Here is a 22,332-nt window from a genome sequence, read left to right as displayed (position 1 = left end):
ACGCCGAACGTAGACTTCTGGCATGACGGACTCGACCCCGCACGATCCCTTCGCGAACCTCGGGCTCACGTATGACGACGTGCTGCTCCTGCCCGGCTACTCGGACCTGGCGCCGTCGGACATCGACACGACCTCGCGCCTGACGCGCGAGATCTCGCTCCGGGTGCCGCTGATCTCGGCCGCGATGGACACGGTCACCGAGGCGCGGATGGCGATCGCGATGGCCCGTCAGGGCGGCATCGGCGTGCTGCACCGCAACCTGTCGATCGAGGACCAGGCCCGCCAGGTCGACCTCGTCAAGCGCACGCAGACCGGCATCATCGACAACCCGGTGACGATCGGCCCCGACGCCACGCTCGAGGAGCTCGACAGGCTCGCGGGAGAGTTCCGGATCTCCGGCTTCCCGGTGGTCGACGTCGAAGGCCGTCTCATCGGCATCGTCACCAACCGTGACCTGCGCTTCACCCCGGTCGCCGAGTGGGCCACGACCAAGGTCGAGGAGGTCATGACCCCGGCGCCGCTCATCACGGGTCCGTCCACCATCGAGCGCGCCGAGGCCACCGCACTCCTGCGCAAGCACAAGCTCGAGCGCCTCCCGCTGGTCGACGGCGACGGCAAGCTCGCGGGCCTCATCACCGTCAAGGACTTCGTCAAGTCCGAGCAGTTCCCGAACGCGTCGAAGGACGGCCAGGGCCGGCTGCTCGTCGCCGCGGCGATCGGCTACTACGGCGACGCCTGGACGCGTGCCACGACCCTCATCGACGCGGGCGTCGACGTCCTCGTCGCGGACACCGCGCACGGCAACGTGCGGATGCTCATCGAGATGGTCGAGCGTCTCAAGAAGGACCCGGCCACGCGCGACGTGCAGGTCATCGGCGGCAACGTCGCAACGCGCCAGGGCGCCCAGGCGTTCGTCGACGCCGGTGCCGACGCCATCAAGGTGGGCGTCGGCCCGGGCTCGATCTGCACCACGCGCATCGTCACCGGCGTCGGCGTGCCGCAGGTGACCGCGGTCTACGAGTCCTCCCTGGCCGCCCGGCCCGCGGGCGTCCCGGTCATCGCGGACGGCGGCATGCGGCACTCCGGCGAGATCGGCAAGGCAATCGTCGCCGGCGCCGAGACCGTCATGCTGGGCTCGATGCTCGCCGGCACGGCCGAGTCCCCGGGCGAGACCATCCTGGTCAACGGCAAGCAGTTCAAGGCATACCGCGGCATGGGCTCGCTCGGCGCGATGTCCTCGCGCGGCAAGAAGTCCTACTCGAAGGACCGCTACTTCCAGGCCGAGGTCGCCGACGACTCGCTCATCGTCCCCGAGGGCGTGGAGGGCCAGGTGCCGTTCAAGGGCTCGCTCAACACCGTCGCGCACCAGCTCGTGGGCGGCCTGCACCAGACGATGTTCTACGTCGGCGCGCGGACAATCCCCGAGCTGCAGGAGAAGGGCAAGTTCGTCCGGATCACGTCGGCATCGCTCAAGGAGAGCCACCCGCACGACATCCAGATGACGGTCGAGGCGCCGAACTACACGGGCCTCTGAGCCCCGACGCCCTACGACGGACGCCGGCCCGCGCCACCGCGGGCCGGCGTCCCGCGTCTCAGCCCCGGGCGGGCTCGACCGGCCACGCCGTGGAGGCGCCGGGGCCCTCGAAGCCCTGGGTCACCCGCCACTCGTTGAAGTTGCGCGCCCACGCGTGGTGCGCGCCCACCTGAGCGTGGTGCAGGTCCTCGAGGCTCAGCGTGCCCAGCACCGGGAACTGGTGGACGAGCGCGTCGAGCACGTCGAGGGTCGCCAGCACGTCGACGTCCGCGTTGTGCAGGTCGTCCGTGGCCTGGATGCCGTAGTGCGCGACGAGGTCGCCGAGGCGGCGCTTGCCGGGACGGTAGCGATCCTGCCAGCGGTCGATGACGAGCGGGTCGAGCACCGGCGTCACCGTGTGCCCCAGCCGTTCGGGCAGAGTCGCGAGCCCGTGCCGGGCCAGCTCGGCGTCGAGCAGCGAGAGGTCGAACGCGGCGTTGTAGGCGACCACCGGCACGCCCTCGCGCAGGTGCGCGGCGAGCTCGGCCGCGATCTCCTCGAGCGCGACGGCGGGCGCCGCCCCGTGGGCGCGTGCATGCTCCGTCGTGATGCCGTGGATCGCGGCCGCCTCGGCCGGGATCTCCACGCCCGGGTCGAGGAGCCAGGTGCGTACGTCGTTGCTCACGCCGGGGACCCGCAGCACCACGGCGGCCGTCACGATGCGGTCGCGCGCGACGTCGACTCCCGTCGTCTCCGTGTCGAACCCCACCAGCGGGCCTCGTGCCCAGCCGGCCGTGAACGCCTCGTACGGCTGCTCGCCCATCTGCTGCTCCTTGCTCGTCGTTTCCTTGCGCCAGACCATGCCACCGGGCACCGACACGACCGCCGTCCGACACCCACGGGTCGCGCACCGGCGTGCGCCGGTAGGCTGGCCGGGTGAGCAACGAGATCGAGATCGGGCGCGGCAAGCGCGGGCGCCGGGCGTACTCCTTCGACGACATCGCGGTGGTTCCGTCCCGCCGTACGCGTGACCCGAAGGACGTCTCGGTCGGCTGGCAGATCGACGCCTACCACTTCGAGCTGCCGATCATGGCCGCGCCGATGGACTCGGTGATGAGCCCGGACACCGCCGTCGCGCTGGGCCGCCTGGGCGGCCTCGGCGTCCTCGACCTCGAGGGCCTGTGGACGCGGTACGAGTCGCCCGAGCCGCTGCTCGCCGAGGTCGCGCAGCTTCCGGCCGAGGACGCGACGCGGCGCATGCAGGAGATCTACGCCGAGCCGATCAAGCCCGAGCTCATCACGCAGCGCCTCAAGGAGGTGCGCGCCGCCGGCGTCACTGTGGCCGGCGCGCTAAGCCCGCAGCGCACGCAGGAGCACTACAAGACGGTGGTCGACGCCGGGGTCGACCTGTTCGTCATCCGCGGCACCACCGTGTCTGCGGAGCACGTGAGCGGCAACGCCGAGCCGCTCAACCTCAAGCGCTTCATCTACGAGCTCGACGTGCCCGTCGTCGTCGGCGGTGCGTCCACCTACACCGCGGCGCTGCACCTCATGCGCACCGGCGCGGCGGGCGTCCTCGTCGGGTTCGGCGGCGGCGCCGCCCACACCACGCGCGTCAGCCTCGGCATCCACGCGCCCATGGCCACCGCCGTGTCGGACGTCGCCGCGGCGCGCCGCGACTACCTCGACGAGTCCGGCGGCCGGTACGTGCACGTCATCGCCGACGGCGGCGTGGGCCGCTCGGGCGACGTCGTCAAGGCCGTCGCGTGCGGCGCCGACGCCGTCATGCTCGGCGCCGCGCTCGCACGGGCGTCCGAGGCGCCGGGCCGCGGCTGGCACTGGGGCCCCGAAGCCCACCACTCGCAGCTCCCGCGCGGCGAGCGCGTCGAGGTGGGCACCGCCGGGACGCTGCAGGAGATCCTGTTCGGGCCGGGTCGCCAGGCCGACGGCACCCTCAACCTCGTGGGCGCGCTCAAGCGCGCGATGGCCACGACGGGCTACTCGGACCTCAAGGAGTTCCAGCGGGTCGAGGTCGTCGTCTCGCCGTACCAGCCGCACTGACGCACTGACGCACCCCGTCTCGAGGCCCCGTCCACAGCTGTTGACGGGGCCTCAGTGCTGTCACTCTCCGTGTGTAATGTGGCGGTCATGGCCACCGCGCACGAGGGCGACGACGCCCTGCATGACGCCCTGAACGACGCGCTCGACGGCGCCCTGCAGGGCCTCGTCGACCCCGAGCTGCCCGGAGGCACGTACGCGCTGGAGCCCGACGTCGTCGCGCCGCTGCTGGCCCGCGTCGTCACCTCCCACCAGGCCGGCGAGCACCGCGCGCTGATGCCGTCCACCGGCGCCCCGCTGGTCTCCCTGCCGCTGTCCTCGCCCGACGACGTCGCGGCCGCCGTCGGGCGGGCGCGCGCGGCGCAGCCCGCGTGGGCCGCGCTGCCGCCGCGCGAGCGGGCGCGCGTGCTCCTGCGCGTCGCGCGCGCGGTGCTGGACCGGCAGTCCGAGGTGCTCGACCTCGTCCAGATGGAGGGCGGCAAGGCCCGCCTCCATGCGTTCGAGGAGGTCGTCTACGTCTCCCAGCTTGCGCGGCACTACGCCGTCGCCGGGCCCGGCTACGTGGCGCCGCGGCGCGTGCGCGGCATGATCCCCCTCTTCACGGGCGCGACGGTGCACCTGCACCCGGTCGGGGTGGTCGGGGTGATCGCGCCCTGGAACTACCCGCTCGCGATGGCCGTCTCCGAGGCGTTCCCGGCGCTGCTCGCGGGCAACGCGGTGGTCATCAAGCCCGACCCGCAGACGTCGCTGACCGCGCTCTGGGTCGCCGAGCTCCTCGAGCAGTGCGGGCTGCCGGCGGACCTGTTCCTCGTGGTCGCGGGTGCGGCCGAGGCCGGGACTGCGCTGACGGGCGCCGTCGACCACATCGCCTTCACCGGCTCGACGGCGACGGGGCGGCTCGTCGCGGCGCAGGCAGGGAGCCGGCTCATCGGCGCGACGCTCGAGCTCGGCGGCAAGAACGGCATGTATGTCGCCGCGGACGCCGACGTCGACGCAGCGGTCGCGGGCGCCCTGCACGCATGCTTCGCGAACGCGGGGCAGCTGTGCGTGTCGGTCGAGCGGCTGGTGGTGCACGAGGCCGTGGCGGACGAGTTCGTGAGCCGGTTCGTCGCGGGGGCGCGCGCGCTGCGGCTGGGCGGCGGGCTGGACTACAGCGCGGAGGTCGGCTCCCTGATCTCGGCCGAGCACCTCGCCCGCGTCGCCGCGCACGTCGACGACGCTCTCGCCCGTGGGGCGCGGGCGCTGGCCGGAGCGGTGCACCGCGCCGACGTCGGGCCGTTCTTCTACGCGCCGACCGTGCTGGACGACGTGCCCGACGACGCGCTGTGCGCCCGCGAGGAGACGTTCGGGCCCGTGGTGTCGATCCGGCGGGTCGCGTCCGACGACGAGGCGGTCGCCCTCATCAACGACTCGGAGTACGGGCTCAGCGCCTCGGTGTGGTCGCGCGACGTGCGGCGGGCCCAGGCGATCGCGCGCCGGCTGCGTGCGGGCGGGGTCAACGTCAACGACGGCTACATGGCCACGTTCGGTTCCGTGGCCGCACCCCTCGGCGGCTTCGGCGCCTCGGGGCACGGCCGGCGCCACGGGCGCGAGATCGTCGAGGCGATGAGCGACCAGCAGACCGTCGCGACGCAGCACGGCGTGAGCCTCGGGCTGTCGGTGGACCGGCTGTACACGCTCGGCGGCGAGCGTGCGGCGGCTGTGCTGACCGCGGGGTGGCGCGCACTGCGGGTCCTGCGCGCGCGCTGACGCGACGGTGAGCGGCCGACGAGCTCGCGGACGCCCGCCTTCCACGCGGCACGGCGGGGTCGGTCACCGCCGCAGCGAGTGCAGCTCCCCGCTGAGGTTGGCGCTCGCCTGCGTCGCCCACTGCGCGCGGGCGGCCTCGGTGCGGAACAGGGTGGGCAGCGCGAGGAGCTGGTCCAGCACTGCCGCGCGACCTGCGCGGAACCGCGCTTCCGGGACTTCGGCGTACTCCGCGCGGACCTGCTGCACGTAGCGGGCGTACCGCCCGGGCGGTGCGCCGAGGATGGCGAGGTCGGCGTCGCTGACCAGGGCACCGAGCCGGTCGGTGGCGGCCGGGTCGTGGGACGCGGTGAGCAGCACCAGGCGGGCGACCTCGTCCACCTCGGCCGGCGTGACGAGCCCGACCTCCGCGGCGGGTGCGAGGAGCTCGGCCGCGAACGAGGCCGAGCGCTCCTCGTCGCGCTCCGCCTCGCCGTCGTGCACGGCGTCGTGGAACCAGAGCGCGAGGCGAGCGGTGCGGGCCTCGGCCGGGCTCCCGGCGGCTGCGGCGAGCAGCGCGTCGAGCGCGTCGAGCGAGGCCGTGAGGTGCAGCCGCCCATGGTAGACGCGGTGCGGCTCGCCCCACCGCAGCACGAGCTCCTCCCCGACCGCGCGGATCTGTGGGTACAGGTCCTGGGACTCGGGGGCATCCGGGAGCCCCGCCTCCTGCTCCCACAGGGTCTGCCAGCGGGTGAGGAGAGCCACGCGCTTCGCACCGGCGCGCTCGTGGCCCGGGACGCGCAGGCCCGACGTCGCCAGGCGGCGGGCCAGCGTGCGCCCGTCGACTGCGGTGGCGCCCGCCGCGAGCAGGTCCTCGTGGCGGCGCGCCGGGGCGTCGTAGTGGTCGAGGTCGAGCCCGCGGTCGGCCAGGCCCGCCGCGCGGGCGAACGTCCGCAGCTCGTGCAGCGACGTATCCGAGATCAGGTGGGACCACAGCGTCCCGTGCGCAGGCCACGCGGGCGGATCGAGGAGGATCACCGCCCGAGCGTACGGTGCGCCCCGGGCCACCAGCGCGAAGAGCCAGGAGCAGAGAACCCGACGGCGGGGTAGAGAGGGATCTCTACCTCGCCGTCGGGCTCCTCTACCTCGCGGGGCTGGGTGTACGCCTCGTGAGGGAGCGGAGGGGCGTCAGGGTCAGGCGATCGCCGCCATCGACTGACGCGCGATCGCCAGCTCCTCGTTGGTCGGCACGACCATGACGAGCGGGCCCTGGTGACCGTCCGGCGAGACGACCCGCGGCTCCTTGGAGCGCACCGCGTTCTTCGCCGGGTCGATCGCGAGGCCCAGGAATGCGAGGGCCTCGACGACCTCCGCGCGCAGCGGCGCCGAGTTCTCGCCGACGCCGGCGGTGAACGTCAGCACGTCGATCCCGCCGAGCACGGCCGCGTAGGCGCCCACGTACTTGATGAGGCGGTGGCGGTAGACGGCGAGCGCGAGGAGGGCTGCGGGGTCGCCGGCCTCGGCGGCCGAGCGCACCTCACGCATGTCGTTGCGGCCGGCGATGCCCTTGAGCCCTGACTGCTTGTTGAGCAGGTTGTCGACCTGGTCGACGTCGAGCCCGGCCACCCGGTTGAGGTGGAACACGATCGCCGGGTCCAGGTCGCCCGAGCGGGTGCCCATCACGAGGCCCTCGAGCGGCGTGAGGCCCATCGATGTGTCCACCGCGACCCCGGACGTGACGGCCGACGCCGACGCCCCGTTGCCGAGGTGCAGCACGATCTGCTTGAGGTCGTCGCGGCCGAGCACCTGCGAGACGCGCTCCGACACGTACTGGTGCGACGTCCCGTGGAAGCCGTACCGGCGGATCCGGTGCTCCTTGGCCACGTCGGCGTCGATCGCGTACGTGTAGGCGGGCTCGGGCAGCGTGGCGAAGAACGCGGTGTCGAACACGGCGACGTGCGGCACGTCGAGAAGCTCGCGCGCCACCTTGATCCCGGTGACGTTGGCCGGGTTGTGCAGCGGGGCCAGCGGGACGAGCGCCTCGATGCCGGCGACGACGTCGTCGTCGATCACGGTGGGCTGCGAGTAGTCGGTGCCACCGTGGACGACGCGGTGCCCGACGGCGACGACTCCCGCCTTCTCGAGCGACGGGCCGACCTCGTCGAACAGCCCCAGGACGAGGCGCAGGGCCTCGCCGTGGTCCGGGATGGGCAGCTCGCGAGTGGTCTCGTCGTCGCCGACCTCGTGCGTGAGGATGCCCTGCGGCTCGCCGATCTTCTCGACCAGGCCGACGGCGAGCGCCTCGCCCGACTCGGGGCTGACCAGCTGGTACTTCAGCGACGACGAGCCGGAGTTGAGGACGAGGACGGTGCTCATCTCGGGGTCCCCTCGAAAGCGCGAGCGAAGCGAGTGGTTTCGTGGGGCGAGTTCATGCGGTGGCTCCCTGCGCCTGGATCGCGGTGATTGCGACGGTATTGACGATGTCCTGGACGAGCGCGCCGCGCGACAGGTCGTTGACCGGCTTGTTCAGGCCCTGGAGGACGGGGCCGACGGCGACGGCGCCCGCCGAGCGCTGCACGGCCTTGTAGGTGTTGTTGCCCGTGTTGAGGTCGGGGAACACGAACACGGTCGCGCGGCCGGCCACGGCGGAACCGGGCAGCTTGGACGCGGCCACGGCGGCGTCGACGGCGGCGTCGTACTGGATCGGGCCCTCGACCGACAGGTCGGGGCGGCGCTCCTTGACGATGGCTGTCGCCGCGCGGACCTTGTCGACGTCGGCTCCAGAGCCGGACTCGCCCGTCGAGTAGGACAGCATCGCGATGCGCGGCTCGACGCCGAACTGGGCCGCGGTCGCGGCGGACGAGATCGCGACGTCGGCGAGCTGCTCCGTGGTCGGGTCCGGGATGACGGCGCAGTCGCCGTAGACCAGCACGCGGTCCTCGAGGCACATGAGGAACACGCCCGACACCGAGGAGATCCCGGGTGCCGTCTTGATGATCTCGAACGACGGGCGGATGGTGTGGGCCGTCGTGTGCGCGGCGCCCGAGACCATGCCGTGGGCGTCGCCGAGGTGCACCATCATCGTGCCGAAGTACGAGACGTCGGTGACGATCTCGCGGGCACGCTCGACGGTCATGCCCTTGTGGGCGCGCAGCTTGGTGTACTCGGCGGCGTACCGCTCCACGTGCTCCGGGTCGGTGGGGGAGAGCACGGTCGCGGCGGCGATGTCGAGGCCGAGCTCGGTGGCGCGGGCGCGTACCGCGGTCTCGTCGCCGAGGATCGTGAGGTCGGCGATGCCCCGCGCGAGCACGGTCGACGCGGCGCGCAGGATGCGGTCGTCGTCGCCCTCGGGGAGGACGACGCGGCGGCGGTCGGCCCGGGAGCGCTCGATGAGCTCGTACTCGAACATGAGCGGCGTGACGACCTCGGGGCGCGGCACCTCGAGCCGGGCCAGCAGCTCGCCGGAGTCCACGTTCGCCTCGAAGAGCGCGCGGGCGACGTCGATCTTGCGGGTCGAGCTCGCCGTCACGCGGCCGCGAGTGGCACCGGTGGCCCGGGCGACCGGGAATGTGTCCTGCTTCGTGATGATGAGCGGCACATGGGGCTCGAGCGCCTGGATCAGCGCGCCGATGGTGCCCTGGGGGACGAGCCCGCCGGTGAGGATGATGCCGGCCATCGACGGGAAGGTGGACGCAGCCTGTGCTGCCAGGAGGCTGAGGATCACGTCGCTGCGGTCACCGGGCGTGATGACGACGGCGCCGTCGGACAGGTGGTCGAGCAGGTGCTCGACGGACATGGCGCCGACCAGGACGCCGAGCGCCTCGCGCGAGAGCAGCTCCTCGTCGCCGAGCCACAGCTCGCCGCCGACGGCGTCCTTGAGCTGCGCGACGGTCGGTGCCTGGAGGAACGGCTCCTCCGGGACCACCCAGACGGGCAGGGACGGGTCGGCCGTGAGCGCCGCGACGTCGGCCGGCGTCGAACCGTCGTAGCGGTTGACCACGACGCCGATCGGCTGGGCGTGGTTGGCGCGCAGCTCGCCGAGGCCGATCTGGACCAGGGCCTTCGTGTCCTCGTCGCTGCGCCCGCGGCCGGAGACCACCAGGATCACCGGAGCGCCGAGGTTCGCGGCGATCTTCGCGTTGAACGCGAGCTCGGTGGGGCCCGACACGTCGGTGTAGTCGGTGCCGAGCACCACGACGGAGTCACACTTGGCGGCCACCTCGTGGTAACGGGCGACGATGCGGCTCATGGCCGAGTCGAGGCTGGCGTGGATGTCGTCGTAGGTGATGCCGACGGACTCCTCGTACGTCAGGTCGACGCCGTCGTGCTCGAGCAGCATCGCGAGGACGTGGTCGCGCTCGCCGTTGGGGCCGTCTCCGGCGGCGGCCGACGACACACGCGAGACCGGCCGGAACACGCCGACGCGCTGACCTTGGCGCACCAGCAGGTCGATGACGCCCAGGGCGACGGTGGACTTTCCGGAGTCTCCCTCAGGGGAGGCGATGACGATGCTGCGCGTGGCCGGCATGGGGTGCTGCTCCTTGTCAGATGCTGTTGTCCCGCCCTGGTGCGGGCGGGCGTGAGCCCGGCCGGGGGGTCGCCCCGGCCGGGCTCAGCGGGTTGTCACTCGTTGTCGCCACCGGTGAAGATCGTGGCGTCGACCTGTGCGGTGCCGGCGACCTCACGGGCGTCCGGCCAGACCCAGTCCCGCACCTCGGGGAGGTCGTCCCCGAACTGGCGGGTGTAGGCGCGGGCGCGGATGCGCGCGTCCTGCATGCGCTGGCGCAGGCCTGCGTAGCGCGAGGCCATGCCCGGCACGCGGTCGATGACGTCGATGACCAGGTGGTACCGGTCCATGTCGTTCAGCATGACCATGTCGAACGGCGTGGTGGTGGTGCCCTCCTCCTTGTACCCGCGGGCGTGCAGGTTGGCGTGCCCGTTGCGGCGGTACGTGAGGCGGTGGATGAGCCACGGGTAGCCGTGGTAGGCGAAGATGATCGGCTTGTCCGCGGTGAACAGGGCGTCGAACTCCTTGTCGGAGAGCCCGTGCGGGTGCTCCTTCGCGTCCTGGATCCGCATGAGGTCGACGACGTTGATCACGCGCACCTTGAGCTCCGGGGCCTCGCGGCGGAGGATGTCTGCCGCCGCGAGGATCTCGAGCGTCGGCACGTCGCCCGCCGCCCCCAGCACGACGTCGGGCTCCTCGCCGTCCTTCTCCGTGCCGGCCCACTCCCAGATGCCCAGGCCCCGCGTGCAGTGCTCGATGGCCTGCTCCATGGTCAGCCAGTTGGGGGCGGGCTGCTTGCCGGCGACGACGACGTTGACGTACTGCCGCGAGCGCAGGCAGTGGTCGTACGTCGACAGCAGCGTGTTCGCGTCCGGCGGCAGGTAGACCCGGACGATCTCGGCCTTCTTGTTGACCACGTGGTCGATGAAGCCCGGGTCCTGGTGGCTGAAGCCGTTGTGGTCCTGGCGCCACACGTGGCTGGACAGCAGGTAGTTCAGCGACGCGATCGGCCGGCGCCACGGGATGTGGTTGGTGACCTTGAGCCACTTGGCGTGCTGGTTGAACATCGAGTCGACGATGTGGATGAACGCCTCGTAGGAGCTCATCATCCCGTGGCGGCCGGTGAGCAGGTAGCCCTCGAGCCAGCCCTGCACCTGGTGCTCCGAGAGCATCTCCATGACGCGGCCGGCGCGGCCCATGTGCTCGTCGACGTCGGGGCCGGCGAACTCCGCGTTCCACTGCTTGTCCGTGACCTCGTAGACCGCCTGGAGGCGGTTCGACGCCGTCTCGTCCGGGCCGAAGATCCGGAAGTTGTGCGGGTTGCGGCGGATGATCTCCGTGAAGAACTTGCCCAGCTCGCGCGGGGCCTCGGACATCGAGCCGCCCGGCGTCGGGACGTCGACGGCGAAGTCGCGGAAGTCGGGCAGGCGAAGGTCGCGCAGCAGCAGGCCGCCGTTGGCGTGCGGGTTGTCGCTCATCCGCAGCGAGCCGCTCGGGGCGAGCTCGGCGATCTCGGGGAGCAACGTGCCATTGCCGTCGAACAGGTCCTCGGGCCGGTAGGACCGGAGCCACGACTCGAGGTCGTGCAGGTGCTCGTCGGTGTCTCGCGCGTTGGCGAGCGGCACCTGGTGGGCGCGCCACGAGCCCGTGGTCTTCTTGCCGTCGATCGTCTCGGGGCCGGTCCAGCCCTTCGGCGTGCGGAAGACGATCATCGGCCAGGCCGGGCGGGACAGGTCGCCGTCGGCCGCCTTGGCCTTGATCGCGGCGATCTCGTCGAGCACCTCGTCCAGGACGGCGGCGAAGCGCTGGTGGATCGAGTGGATGTCCTCGGTGGAACCGTCCTCGACCTCGAAGAAGTGCGGCTTGTGGCCGTAGCCCACGAGGAGCGCCTTGAGCTCCTCCTCCGGGATGCGGGCCAGCACCGTCGGGTTGGCGATCTTGTACCCGTTGAGGTGCAGGATCGGCAGGACGACGCCGTCCTGGGCCGGGTTGACGAACTTGTTCGAGTGCCACGACGTGGCGAGCGGGCCGGTCTCGGCCTCGCCGTCGCCGACGACGGCGGCGACCAGCAGGTCCGGGTTGTCGAACGCGGCGCCGTACGCGTGGCTCAGGGAATAGCCGAGCTCGCCGCCCTCATGGATCGAGCCGGGCGTCTCGGGCGCGACGTGCGACGGGATGCCGCCGGGGAAGGAGAACTGCTTGAACAGGCGGCGGACACCCTCGGTGTCCTTGGTGATGTCCGAGTAGACCTCGGAGTAGGTGCCGTCGAGGTACGCGCTCGCCACCAGGCCGGGGCCGCCGTGGCCCGGGCCGGTGACGTAGATGGTCGACTGCTCGCGCTCCTTGATCGCGCGGTTCAGGTGCGCGTAGAGGAACGTGAGGCCCGGCGTGGTGCCCCAGTGGCCCAGCAGGCGCGGCTTCACGTGGTCGCGGTGCAGGGGCTCACGCAGCAGCGGGTTGTCGAGCAGGTAGATCTGGCCGACGGACAGGAAGTTGGCCGCCCGCCACCACTTGTCGATCAGCTCGAGAGTCTCCGCCGGCAGATCCACCACGCCGGTTGCCCGCCATGTGTTCGTGGCGGCCATCGTCAATGTCATCACTAGCTCCCGTTCTTCGGGCTCGCATGTGTGCCCGACGCTCATTCCACCGCAGAACGATGGCGACTGCAGGCGGGAGAACCGTCGTGGCGCATGGATGTCGCCAGGGCTTCGCGCCCTATGGACAGACCTCATCTAAGCACTGATCAGGCCCGCAATATCGCTGTCCTGGCGCGCCCGTCGTCGTGAGCCGCCGCACATCGGCCGCTCGCGGTTCGTGGCGCACCTGCCTGCGCCGATAACGTGGGGACGTGCCCGAGCCGATCCCCGCGCGTCCGTCGACCTGGCGGGTGCTGCTGCGCCCCCGGATGCTGGTCGTGCTCCTGGTCGCGCTGGCGGTCGCAGCGGTGTGCGTGCGGCTCGGCGTGTGGCAGTGGCATCGTGCCGTCGAGCGCGCGACGGCGGCCGACCGGGCCGCAGCCGCCGAGGCCGCGTCGGCCGGACCGGTGGGGCTCGGCTCGCTGGTGCGGCCCCAGGCCCCGATGCCGGGCGACGACGTCGGCCGGGCCGTGTGGGCGACCGGGACGTACGAGGCCGACGGGCAGCAGCTGGTGACCGGGCGCGCGCTCTCCGGCGAGCTCGGGTACCTGGTGCTGACGCCGCTGCGCGTGTCCGACGACGGCACCGGCGGCGCGTCCTGGGCGGACCTGTCCGGCGCGCCCGTGCTGCCGGTGGTGCGCGGATGGGTGGCCTCGCCGTCGGACGCGCCCGGGCTCGCAGTGCCGGCGGGGCAGGTGCGGGTCACGGGGTGGCTGCAGGCGGGGGAGTCGACGACGGGGGCCGTCGTCCCGGCGAACCCCGGCGGGCCGCCGCTGACGGACTCGATCGCGACGTCCGCGCTGGTCAACCAGTGGGGCGGGCCGATCTGGGACGGCTACCTGGTCCTGACCGCGTCGGCGCCCGGGCAGGTGCCGGTCGCCGACGACGGGCCTGCGGCCTTGCCGCGGCCGGTCCTGGAGGAAGGCACCGGGATCAACCTCCAGAGTCTCTTCTACGCGATCGAGTGGGCCGTGTTCGCGGTGTTCGCGCTGGCGTTCTACGTGCGCCTCGCGCGCGACGAGCTGACCGCGGAGCGCGGCGTCCGCGCGCGGTCGCCGGGCGGGGCGGCACCGCCGCCGCCCGCGCGTCGAGGTGAGGACGCGGGCATCGCGGGCCTCCCGGGCTGAAGTTCTTCCTCGCCGGCGACACGTGTCGAACGGCGGTGCCGCCCATCGGTCAGGTGAGCGCCGTCGCCAGGCGGCCGATCAGCGTGCGGAGGATCGGGCGCGGCGTGGCCAGCGTCAGGCGGACGAACCCCGCGCCCGCCGTGCCGCAGTCCGTGCCGTTCGTCAGGGCCACGCCCGCACGACGGCGGAGCCATCCCGCCGGGTCCTCCAGCCCGTACGCGCGCAGGTCGAGCCAGGCGAGGTACGTCCCCTCGGGCGGGACGAAGCCCACCTCGGGGAGGTGCTCCGCCAGCAGGTCCGCCGCCAGGCGGCGGTTGCCGTCGAGGTATGCGAGCACGTCCGTGAGCCAGTCCTCGCCGTCGTCGTACGCCGCGGTGTTCGCGACGACGCCGACCGTCGACGTCAGGTGCTCGGTCCAGGTGCCGACGCGGCGCCACTCCTCCGCGGTGGCGTCGTCGGACAGGACGAGCTGCGCGGCCTTGAGGCCGGGGACGTTCCACGCCTTCGACGCCGACGTCGCCGTGACCGTGTGGGCCGCCGTCGCCGCGGACACCGACGCGTAGGGCACGTGCTCGCGACCGGCGTAGACGAGCGGAGCGTGGATCTCGTCGGCGAACACGCGCCCGCCGTGCCGCTCGACGACGGCGGACACCGCCGCGAGCTCCGCACGCTCGAAGACGCGGCCGGTCGGGTTGTGCGGGTTGACCAGCACCAGCAGGCGCGCGCCGGTCGCGAAGGCGGCGTCGAGCGCGTCGAGGTCGTGCGTGGAGCGCCCGCCCTCGTCCTGGACCAGGGGAACCGGGAGGACCGGACCCCCCAGGTCGCGTAGCAGGGGGCCGAACGGCATGTAGGCCGGCGTGGGGAGGATCACCGGTGACCCGTCCGGCGTCAGGTGCCGCACCACCGCTTCGAAGGCGGCCAGCACGTCCGGTACCGGGCGCACATGCTCGGGCTCCACGGACCACCCGTACCGCCGCTTCGCGAACCCGGCGTACGCGCGCTGCATCTCGCCGATCGCCGGCCCGGGCAGGTAGCCGAGCAGCCCACGGTCGACGACGTCGTGCAGCGCGCGCGTCACCGCAGGCGCGGTGCCGAAGTCCATCTCGGCGACGAACGCGCCGATCGCGTCCGGGAACGCGGTCCACTTGACGCTGCCGGACGCGCGCAGCTGGTCGAGGGAGATGGAGTCGAGCTCGCTGGGCGTTGGCATGGCCCTATCCTGCACCGCCAAGATCTACCGAGGATGGGGAGCGTCAGGCCGACGCCCAGACGCCCAGCTCGTTGCCGCTCGGGTCGGTGAAGTGGAATCGACGGCCCCCGGGGAAGTCGTACGGGCCGTCGACCACCTGGCCGCCCGCGGCGGTCACCGCCGACACGGTCGCGTCGAGATCCTCGGAGTAGAGCAGGACGAGCGGCCCGGTGCGGCCGGGCGCGCGTTCGGTGTTGAGGCCGCCGACCTCGCCGTCGCCGTCGGGCGCGACGATGCCCGCATAGTCCGGCCCGTACTCGGTGAACCGCCACCCGAAGGCCGATGCGTAGAAGGCCCGCGTGGCAGCCATGTCGGTGACCCCGAGCTCGATGTAGTCGATCGCGTGGTGAGTGTTGGCCATGGGCCGAGCATGCCGCGCGCCTCCCACACCTGCCATCAGTGCGGGCGCGCGAGGCCGACCAGCTCGGTCAGGATGCTGCGGAGGTCCTCCAGCCGGCCCTCGCCCAGCTGCGCGGCCCACTCCTGCTCGACCGCGGCCCCGGCCGCGTGCGAGGTGGGCGTGATGGCCCGGCCGGCCTCCGTGAGGACGACCAGCGACACGCGCCGGTCGCTCGGGTCCGGGCGGCGCTCGACGACGCCGGCGGCGACCAGCTGGTCCACGCTCTGGGCCATGGTCTGCTTCCGGACGTTTGCCTTGCTCGCGAGCGTCTGGACGCTCGCTCCTTCGGGTGGCACGAAGGGGAGGACCCGCGCGTGGGCCGCGGTGAGCCCCCGGACGCCGAGCCGCTCGAGCTCCGCATCCATCTCGGCGGCCCAGCGCTGGTTGGCCAGGCGCAGCAGGAGCCCGAGGAGGGGCTGGGTCGGCGGCTGGGTCGGCGTTCTCATATAGACAGGCTCCTGTCTTTGGATCTACGGTGGACAGGTACCTGTCCATCCTAGGGAAGGAGCACGACGATGACTGGAACGACACTCCCGTTCGGGACCGCGATGGCCCTTGCCGAACGCAACCTGAGCGGCCCGCTCACCCGCATCCTCAGCGAGGAGCGGACCGAGCTCGGCGCCTGGTTCACGCTCAACGCGCTCGGGCTCCGCGGGCCGAGCCCCCGTGGTGTCCTGACGGGCCTCCTGTCGACGAACGGGTACGGCGACGGGAAGGCGGACGCCCTCCTCGAGCGGCTCGCCGCCGACGGGCTGCTCGAGGGGACGGACACGGTGCGCCTCACCGCCGCCGGCGCCGACCGCTTCACCGCGCTGACCGCGCGCATCACGTCCGTGACGCGTCGCGTGTTCGCCCTCTTCGACCCCGGACAGGTCGAGTCCACCCGGGCCCTCCTCCAGCAGATCGCCGAGGTCGATCCGGCGACGATCGAGAGCGTCGCCTTCGGGCCGGCGAGCTAGGCGGTCGGTCGGCCTGCCGCCTGCGCGCGGCCCGTCACTCGTGCTGCCAGCTGTGCCACAACGCGGCGTACGAGCCCCCGGCAGCGACCAGCTCGTCGTGCGCCCCGAGCTCCGTGATGCGCCCGTCCTCCACCACCGCGACGCGGTCGGCATCGTGCGCCGTGTGGAGGCGGTGCGCGATCGCCACGACGGTACGGCCTGCGAGCACCGCGCCCAGGGAGCGCTCCAGGTGCCGGGCCGCGCGCGGGTCGAGCAGCGACGTCGCCTCGTCGAGCACGAGCACGTCCGGGTCGAGCAGCACGAGCCGCGCGAGCGCGACCTGCTGCGCCTGGGCGGGCGTGAGCACTGCGCCGCCCGAGCCGACCTCCGTCTCGATGCCCGAGGGCAGCGCGTCGACCCACTCGAGCGCGTCCACGGCCGCCAGCGCCTCGCGCAGACGGGCATCGGACGCCCCGACGTCGGCGAGCCGCAGGTTGTCGGCCAGCGTCCCGACGAACACGTGGTGCTCCTGCGTCACCAGGGCCACCCGGCGGCGCAGCTCCTCGAGCGGCAGCTCGACGAGCGGCACGCCGCCCACCGTCACCGAGCCGCCCGTGGGCGGGTGGATCCCGGCGAGCATGCGCCCGAGCGTCGACTTGCCCGCGCCCGACGGCCCCACCATCGCGAGCCGCTCGCCCGGCCGCAGGTCGAGGTCGATGCCGTGCAGCACGTCGTGCCCCTCGCGGTAGGCGTACCGCACGCCGCGGGCCTCGACGTCGCCGGAAGCCGGCGAGTCCGTCCCCGCGACCCGGTCCGGTGCGACGAGGCGCACGCCGATGATGCGCGCGAGCGACACGGCCGACACCGACATGTCGTCGAGCCAGTACACGAGGTTCCACACGGGCCCCGTGAGCTGGAACGTGTACATGACGACGGCCGTGACCGCGCCCATCGTCACGGTGCCCTGCGACGCGAGGAACGCGCCCCAGATCAGCACGGCCACGGGCGCGATCACGAAGGTCAGGTCCACGCCCGGAAACAGCACCGTGCGCAGGCCGAGCGTCCGCATCTCCGCCTGGTACACGGTCGCGAGGTCGCCGTCGGCCTTTCCGTCACGGCGCCCGCCCAGGTCGAGCGCGTCGACGGTCCGCACGCCCTCGACCGACTCCGTGATGGTGCCGTTGAGCTGCGCGTAGGTGGCCGACTCGCGCTGGTAGGCGTCGGGCGCGCGGTGCAGGTACCACCGCGTCACCGCGAGGAGCAGAGGCAGCCCCGCGAACATCGCGACCGCGACGAGCGGCGACAGCACCAGGCAGGCCGCGACGGTGAGCACGATCGTCACCACGGCGACCACGAGCTGCGGTACCCCGAAGCGCACGGCGTTCTGGATCTTGCCGATGTCGTTGGTGGTGCGTGCGACGAGGTCGCCCGTGCCCGCGCGCTCCACCGTGGACAGGGGCAGCGCCGTGACGGTGTTGAGGAACTCCTCGCGCATCGACGCGAACACCGTCTCGCCGAACACCATCGAGCGCTGCTGCGCCACCTTCTGCACGACGGCGCGCGCGAGGGTCGCGGCGACGGCGATCAGCACGAGGTCGCGGACGTGCCCGGCCGTGGTGCCGTGCGTGACGTCGTCGACGAGCCGGCCGAGCAGCCACGGCCCGACCAGGCCGGCGATCGCCGCGAGGACGTGCAGCGTGGCAAGGACCAGCAGCGCGCGCCGGTTGGTCCGTAGCAGCCCGGCGGTGTACTGCCACGTGGTGCGGGCATCGGCGATCGGGAGCTTCATGAGCGCACCTCCGAGGCGGCAAGTCGCGTGTAGTCGTCCTCGTCCATCGACCGCCCGACGACGGCGCGGTAGCGCGCCGCGAGGGCGCCGTCGTCGGCGTCGGCCGGGCGCTCGAGCAGCTCCCGGTGGGTGCCGCTCGTGGCGACACGCCCGCCATCGAGGAACAGGACGTCGTCGACGTGGTCGAGCACGAGCGGGCTCGCGGTGACGATGAGGGTCGTGCGGCCTCGGCGCTCGTCGGCGAGCCTCGCCGCGATGCGGGCCTCGGTGTGCGCGTCGACGGCGCTCGTCGGCTCGACCAGGATCAGGATCTCCGGGTCGGTCAGCAGCGCGCGCGCGAGCGCGACGCGCTGCCGCTGGCCGCCCGAGAGCGACCGGCCCTTCTCGGGCAGCTCGCCCGCGAGGCCGTCAGGGACGGAGTCGAGCACGTCGTGCGCGTCGGCGACGTGCATCGCGCGCTCCAGGTCCTCGAGGGCCGCGCGTGAGCGCGCGTCGAGCTCCGAGTCGAGGCGACCCGAGAAGATCGTGGGCGTCGCGTCGGCGACGACGACGCGGCGCCGCAGGTGCTCCTTGGGCAGCACCGCGAGCGGCACCCCGCCGAGCGTGACCGGCGTGGCGGCCTCGGCGTCGTCGTCGAACCGGCCCAGGCGCAGCGCGACGGCGGCGGACTCGTCCGGGTCGGCCGCGACGAGCGCAACGACGCGACCCGGCTCGAGCGCGACGCCCGTCGTCTCGTCACGCAGGACCGCGCCCGGCGCGGGGAGCTCGGCCGTGGCCGGGGCGGCACCCGTCGCGGGCACCACGCGCAGCACCGTGACCACCTTGATGGCCGAGACATGCGCGTTGGTCGCGATCTTGAGGAACTGCGTGGCGAGCTGCACCGGCCAGCCGAGGAACGCCGCGTACCCGTAGAAGGACACGAGCTGGCCGGTGGTGATCTTCCCGTCGACCGCCGCGAGCGCGCCGAGGTACACGACGACGACGACGAACAGCCCGGGCAGCAGCACCTGCAGCGCGTCGAGCCACGACTGCGTGCCGGCGACGCGCACGCCTGCCGCGCGGACCTTCTGCGACTGCGCGCGGTAGCGGTCGGCGAACACGGCCTCGCCACCGATGCCGCGCAGGATGCGCAGGCCCGAGACGGTGTCGGCGCCGAGCGTCGTCAGGCGCCCGGAGGCGTCGCGCTGCGCCGTCTGACGCCGCTGCAGCGGCTTGACGAGGAAGGCGAGAACCGCGGCGACCACGGGCAAGCCGAGCGCGACGACGACGCCGAGCTGGACCGACGCGGACAGCATCAGCACGGTCGTCACCGCGTACGCGACGAGCGACCCGAGGAACTGCGCCGACATGGCGAAGAGCTCGCCGATGCGGAACGTGTCGTGGGCCACGGCCGAGACCACCTCGCCCGTCGGCAGCTCGGCCGAGATCGCGTGGCCCGAGCGTGACACGGTCCGCGACACGAGCTGCGACGAGCGGAACGCGGCTTCCATCCAGTTGCGGACGTCGAACCGGTGCCCGACCACGGCAACCCCGGTCAAGATCACGCCGATGCCGAGCAGCAGCCCGGCCCAGTACCACGTCGTCGGGCTGAGCCCGCCCTCGACGGCGGAGTCGACGACCCGGCCCAGCAGGAACGGCTGCACCGCCTGCGCGGCGAACGTGACGACGCCGCAGGTCAGCGCGGCGGCAAGCGTCGGTGCCTGCCGGCGCGCGAGCCAGCCGAGGTATGCCCAGGGCCCACTGAGCGACGGCGTGCCCGGGTCGGGGAGGGGGAGGGATCGCACGAGGGAACACGGTAGGCCGTGGTGCCGACACGGTGCGACGCAATTTGCTTGCCGCACGGCGGATCTGCTCTCAGCCATTGTGAGGGCGTCTACATCGTTGTAGGTTCTCCATCGTTGTAGGTACGCAGTGGTGCTCGCCGTCGAGCATCGCCGTTCTCCCGGTCCACCGTCGAACAGGGAACCCTCATGACCAGCCGCCTCCGTCGCACCGCCACCGGGCTCGCCGCTGTCGGGATGCTCGTCGCCACCGCGCTCACCACGGACGCCGCCTGGGCGGTGTCCGGCGCGGACGCCCCGGGGCAGGATCACGCCCCCGCCGCCCCGGAGTTCACCGATGTCACGGTGCACGACCCCTCGATCGTGACCTCGGGCGACGACATCTGGGTCTTCGGCTCGCACGCCGCCTCGGCCCACACCAAGGACCTGATCTCCTGGCAGCAGCACACCGTCGACCTGTCCCAGAACCCCGACAACGCGCTCTTCGACGACATCTACACGGAGCTCGCCGACACGTTCGCGTGGGCGCAGACGAGCACTCTGTGGGCGGCCGACGTCATCCAGCTCCCCGACGGCCGCTACGCGATGTACTACAACGCGTGCGAGGGAAGCAAGCCGCTCGCCGCGCTGGGGCTCGCGACCGCCGACGCCGTCGACGGGCCGTACGAGAACCAGGGGATCCTGCTCAAGAGCGGCATGGTGGGGGAGTCGGAGAACCCCGGCGAGACGTACGACCCGCACGTCCACCCCAACACCGTCGACCCCGACGCGTTCTACGACGCCGACGGCAACCTGTGGATGGTCTACGGCTCGTACTCGGGCGGCATCTTCCTGCTGAAGCTCGACCCGGCGACGGGCAAGCCGCTCCCCGGCCAGGGCTACGGCGAGCACCTCGTGGGCGGCAACCACAGCCGCATCGAGGGGCCGACGATCCAGTACGACGCCGGGACGGGCTACTACTACCTGTGGCTGTCGTTCGGCGGGCTCGACGTGACCGGCGGCTACGACGTGCGTGTCGCCCGGTCGCGTACCGTCACCGGCCCTTACCTGGACGCCGAGGGCAACGACATGAGCACGGTGAAGGCGGACGCCTCGAAGCCGCTGTTCGACGACGCCTCGATCCAGCCCTACGGCACCAAGCTCATGGGCGGCCACCTCTTCGAGCGCGAGCTCGGCGAGGCGGGCACCGGCTCCGGGATCGGCTACGTCTCGCCCGGCCACACCTCCTGGTACACCGACCCTGCCACCGGGCGGATGTTCCTGGTGTTCCACTCGCGCTTCCCCGGGAAGGGCGGCCAGCACAACGTGCGTGTGCACCAGATGTGGATGAACGCGGACGGCTGGCCGGTCGTCTCGCCGATGCGCTACGCGGGCGAGACGGCGGGGAAGGTCACGCGCGACGACGTCGTCGGCACGTGGCAGCTCGTCGACATGGGCCATGACATCACGGCGACCGCCGCGGTCTCGGACGACATCACACTCGACAAGACCGGCAAGATCGCCGGCGAGGCGAGCGGGCGGTGGATGCTCACCGGCAAAAATGCCGCCACCCTCATCATCGGCGGCGAGACCTACGAGGGCCGGTTCGTCCCGACGTGGGACCCCGCGACCGAGCAGTGGTCGCTCGGGTTCACGGCGCTCTCGGACGCGGGCGTCACCGTGTGGGGTCGTCAGACCCACGAGCTGACGGGCGCGAACGCCGTCGCTGCCGTCGTCGCACAGCTCGACCTCGGTGACACCTCCGCCGTCACGGCCGCCCTGACGCTGCCGACCAGCGGCACGAACGGCACGACGATCGCGTGGGCGACGTCGGACGCAGCGGTCGTCACCGCCGGAGGCGAGGTCACGCGGCCGGGCGCCGGCGCGCCGGACGCGAGCGCCACGCTCACCGCGACCGTCCGCAACGGCACCGCGTCCCAGACGGTCTCGTTCCCGGTCACCGTGGCCGCGCGCGTGCCCGGCGTGCTGGCCGCGTCGTGGTCGTTCGAGGGCAGCCTCGCCGACGGCACCGGCACGCACGCCGACGGCCGCCCCACCGGCAGCCGCGTCGACGCGCTCGGCGGCACCGCCGCGTACGTCGCCGACGGCGTCGACGGCAGCGCCCTGCACCTCGACGGCGCGTCGGGCGTGCGGCTTCCCGACGGGCTCGTCCAGGGCAAGTCGTACTCGGTGAGCATGTGGCTGCGGCCCCAGGCGCTGACGCAGTACACGACCGCGTTCTTCGCGGCCGCGAGCCCCGACTCGTGGGTGAGCCTCGTCCCGCGTGGCCACGACGGCGTCGGCGGCTCGACGATGCTGTGGTCCGGGTCGGCCTGGTACGACGCCGGCACCGGCCGGAGCCTGCCCCTGAACGAGTGGAGCCACGTCGCGTTCGTCGTCGACAACGGCGCCGTGTCCGTCTACATCGACGGCGAGGAGCGGTTCGCCGGCACCGGGTTCCCCGACGTGCTCAAGACCGACGCGAGCGTCTTCGCGCTGGGCGTGAACTGGTGGGACACGCCGTTCCAGGGTGACGTCGACGAGCTGACCGTGTGGGGTTCGGCACTCGCGCCCGAGGACGTGGAGGCGCTCGCTGCACGGTAGGGCCCTGGGCCTTGACTAGGCTGGCG

Annotated in this window: 16 protein-coding genes; 6 read left to right on the top strand and 10 right to left on the bottom strand. The window is 72.6% G+C overall.

What is annotated here, in order from left to right:
* The first annotated feature begins 22 nt into the window (after positions 1–22).
* Positions 23–1,534, top strand: a complete 1,512-nt coding sequence (gene guaB / locus ACO4JP_RS16090) for an IMP dehydrogenase (protein ID WP_425954989.1) — start codon at positions 23–25, stop codon at positions 1,532–1,534.
* A gap of 58 nt (positions 1,535–1,592) precedes the next feature.
* Here the strand turns inward: guaB and ACO4JP_RS16085 are convergent, their stop codons facing one another.
* The gene (locus ACO4JP_RS16085) at positions 1,593–2,336 is read right to left on the bottom strand and encodes an exonuclease domain-containing protein (protein ID WP_425957131.1); all 744 of its coding nucleotides are present in this window, start codon (positions 2,334–2,336) and stop codon (positions 1,593–1,595) included.
* 113 nt (positions 2,337–2,449) lie between these two features.
* Between ACO4JP_RS16085 and ACO4JP_RS16080 the strand changes: the two genes are divergently transcribed.
* Positions 2,450–3,574 carry a GuaB3 family IMP dehydrogenase-related protein gene (locus tag ACO4JP_RS16080; protein WP_425954988.1) on the top strand — a complete coding sequence of 375 codons (1,125 nt, stop codon included), beginning with the start codon at positions 2,450–2,452 and terminating at the stop codon, positions 3,572–3,574.
* An 87-nt stretch (positions 3,575–3,661) separates the two neighbouring features.
* Positions 3,662–5,320, top strand: a complete 1,659-nt coding sequence (locus ACO4JP_RS16075; RefSeq protein WP_425954987.1) for a succinic semialdehyde dehydrogenase — start codon at positions 3,662–3,664, stop codon at positions 5,318–5,320.
* Between the two features lie 63 nt (positions 5,321–5,383).
* Here ACO4JP_RS16075 and ACO4JP_RS16070 read toward each other — a convergent pair whose 3' ends face one another.
* The 4 genes from ACO4JP_RS16070 to ACO4JP_RS16055 all read right to left on the bottom strand — a co-directional run bounded on the left by ACO4JP_RS16070 (position 5,384) and on the right by ACO4JP_RS16055 (position 12,400).
* Complete coding sequence (locus ACO4JP_RS16070) at positions 5,384–6,331, bottom strand: DUF4031 domain-containing protein (RefSeq protein WP_425957130.1); 948 nt, start codon at positions 6,329–6,331, stop codon at positions 5,384–5,386.
* Positions 6,332–6,490: 159 nt separating this feature from the next.
* Positions 6,491–7,672 (bottom strand): acetate/propionate family kinase, encoded by a 1,182-nt coding sequence (locus ACO4JP_RS16065; RefSeq protein ID WP_425954986.1) that lies wholly within the window; start codon positions 7,670–7,672, stop codon positions 6,491–6,493.
* 52 nt (positions 7,673–7,724) lie between these two features.
* A complete protein-coding gene (gene pta / locus ACO4JP_RS16060) occupies positions 7,725–9,824 on the bottom strand; it encodes a phosphate acetyltransferase (RefSeq protein ID WP_425954985.1) in 2,100 nt (699 codons plus the stop codon).
* A 95-nt stretch (positions 9,825–9,919) separates the two neighbouring features.
* Positions 9,920–12,400 carry a phosphoketolase family protein gene (locus tag ACO4JP_RS16055; RefSeq protein WP_425954984.1) on the bottom strand — a complete coding sequence of 827 codons (2,481 nt, stop codon included), beginning with the start codon at positions 12,398–12,400 and terminating at the stop codon, positions 9,920–9,922.
* Between the two features lie 251 nt (positions 12,401–12,651).
* Here ACO4JP_RS16055 and ACO4JP_RS16050 point away from each other — a divergent pair, with 251 nt between their 5' ends.
* A complete protein-coding gene (locus ACO4JP_RS16050; protein ID WP_425954983.1) occupies positions 12,652–13,566 on the top strand; it encodes an SURF1 family protein in 915 nt (304 codons plus the stop codon).
* A 49-nt stretch (positions 13,567–13,615) separates the two neighbouring features.
* Here ACO4JP_RS16050 and ACO4JP_RS16045 read toward each other — a convergent pair whose 3' ends face one another.
* Genes ACO4JP_RS16045 through ACO4JP_RS16035 form a run of 3 tightly spaced genes read right to left on the bottom strand, consistent with a single transcriptional unit; the run spans position 13,616 to position 15,661 of the window.
* The gene (locus ACO4JP_RS16045; RefSeq protein ID WP_425954982.1) at positions 13,616–14,776 is read right to left on the bottom strand and encodes a MalY/PatB family protein; all 1,161 of its coding nucleotides are present in this window, start codon (positions 14,774–14,776) and stop codon (positions 13,616–13,618) included.
* 43 nt (positions 14,777–14,819) lie between these two features.
* The gene (locus tag ACO4JP_RS16040) at positions 14,820–15,176 is read right to left on the bottom strand and encodes a VOC family protein (protein ID WP_425954981.1); all 357 of its coding nucleotides are present in this window, start codon (positions 15,174–15,176) and stop codon (positions 14,820–14,822) included.
* A 35-nt stretch (positions 15,177–15,211) separates the two neighbouring features.
* The gene (locus ACO4JP_RS16035) at positions 15,212–15,661 is read right to left on the bottom strand and encodes a MarR family winged helix-turn-helix transcriptional regulator (RefSeq protein WP_425954980.1); all 450 of its coding nucleotides are present in this window, start codon (positions 15,659–15,661) and stop codon (positions 15,212–15,214) included.
* 69 nt (positions 15,662–15,730) lie between these two features.
* On the opposite strand from ACO4JP_RS16035, the gene ACO4JP_RS16030 reads away from it, so the two are divergent.
* Entirely contained in the window at positions 15,731–16,174 is a 444-nt protein-coding gene (locus ACO4JP_RS16030; RefSeq protein ID WP_425954979.1) for a hypothetical protein, read from the top strand.
* A gap of 34 nt (positions 16,175–16,208) precedes the next feature.
* On the opposite strand, the gene ACO4JP_RS16025 is transcribed toward ACO4JP_RS16030, so the two are convergent.
* Positions 16,209–17,942 (bottom strand): ABC transporter ATP-binding protein, encoded by a 1,734-nt coding sequence (locus ACO4JP_RS16025; protein WP_425954978.1) that lies wholly within the window; start codon positions 17,940–17,942, stop codon positions 16,209–16,211.
* Positions 17,939–19,726 (bottom strand): ABC transporter ATP-binding protein, encoded by a 1,788-nt coding sequence (locus ACO4JP_RS16020; RefSeq protein ID WP_425954977.1) that lies wholly within the window; start codon positions 19,724–19,726, stop codon positions 17,939–17,941. The genes ACO4JP_RS16025 and ACO4JP_RS16020 overlap by 4 nt, the downstream gene beginning before the upstream one ends.
* 186 nt (positions 19,727–19,912) lie before the next feature.
* Between ACO4JP_RS16020 and ACO4JP_RS16015 the strand changes: the two genes are divergently transcribed.
* Positions 19,913–22,306: a LamG-like jellyroll fold domain-containing protein gene (locus tag ACO4JP_RS16015; protein WP_425954976.1), complete on the top strand. Its 2,394-nt coding sequence runs from the start codon at positions 19,913–19,915 to the stop codon at positions 22,304–22,306.
* The last annotated feature ends 26 nt before the right edge of the window (positions 22,307–22,332 follow it).

This window comes from Xylanimonas sp. McL0601 (assembly GCF_049852175.1).
GTDB lineage: Bacteria > Actinomycetota > Actinomycetes > Actinomycetales > Cellulomonadaceae > Xylanimonas.
Note: the sequence above shows the minus strand (reverse complement) of the source record. Positions and strands in the feature narration are given on the sequence as shown.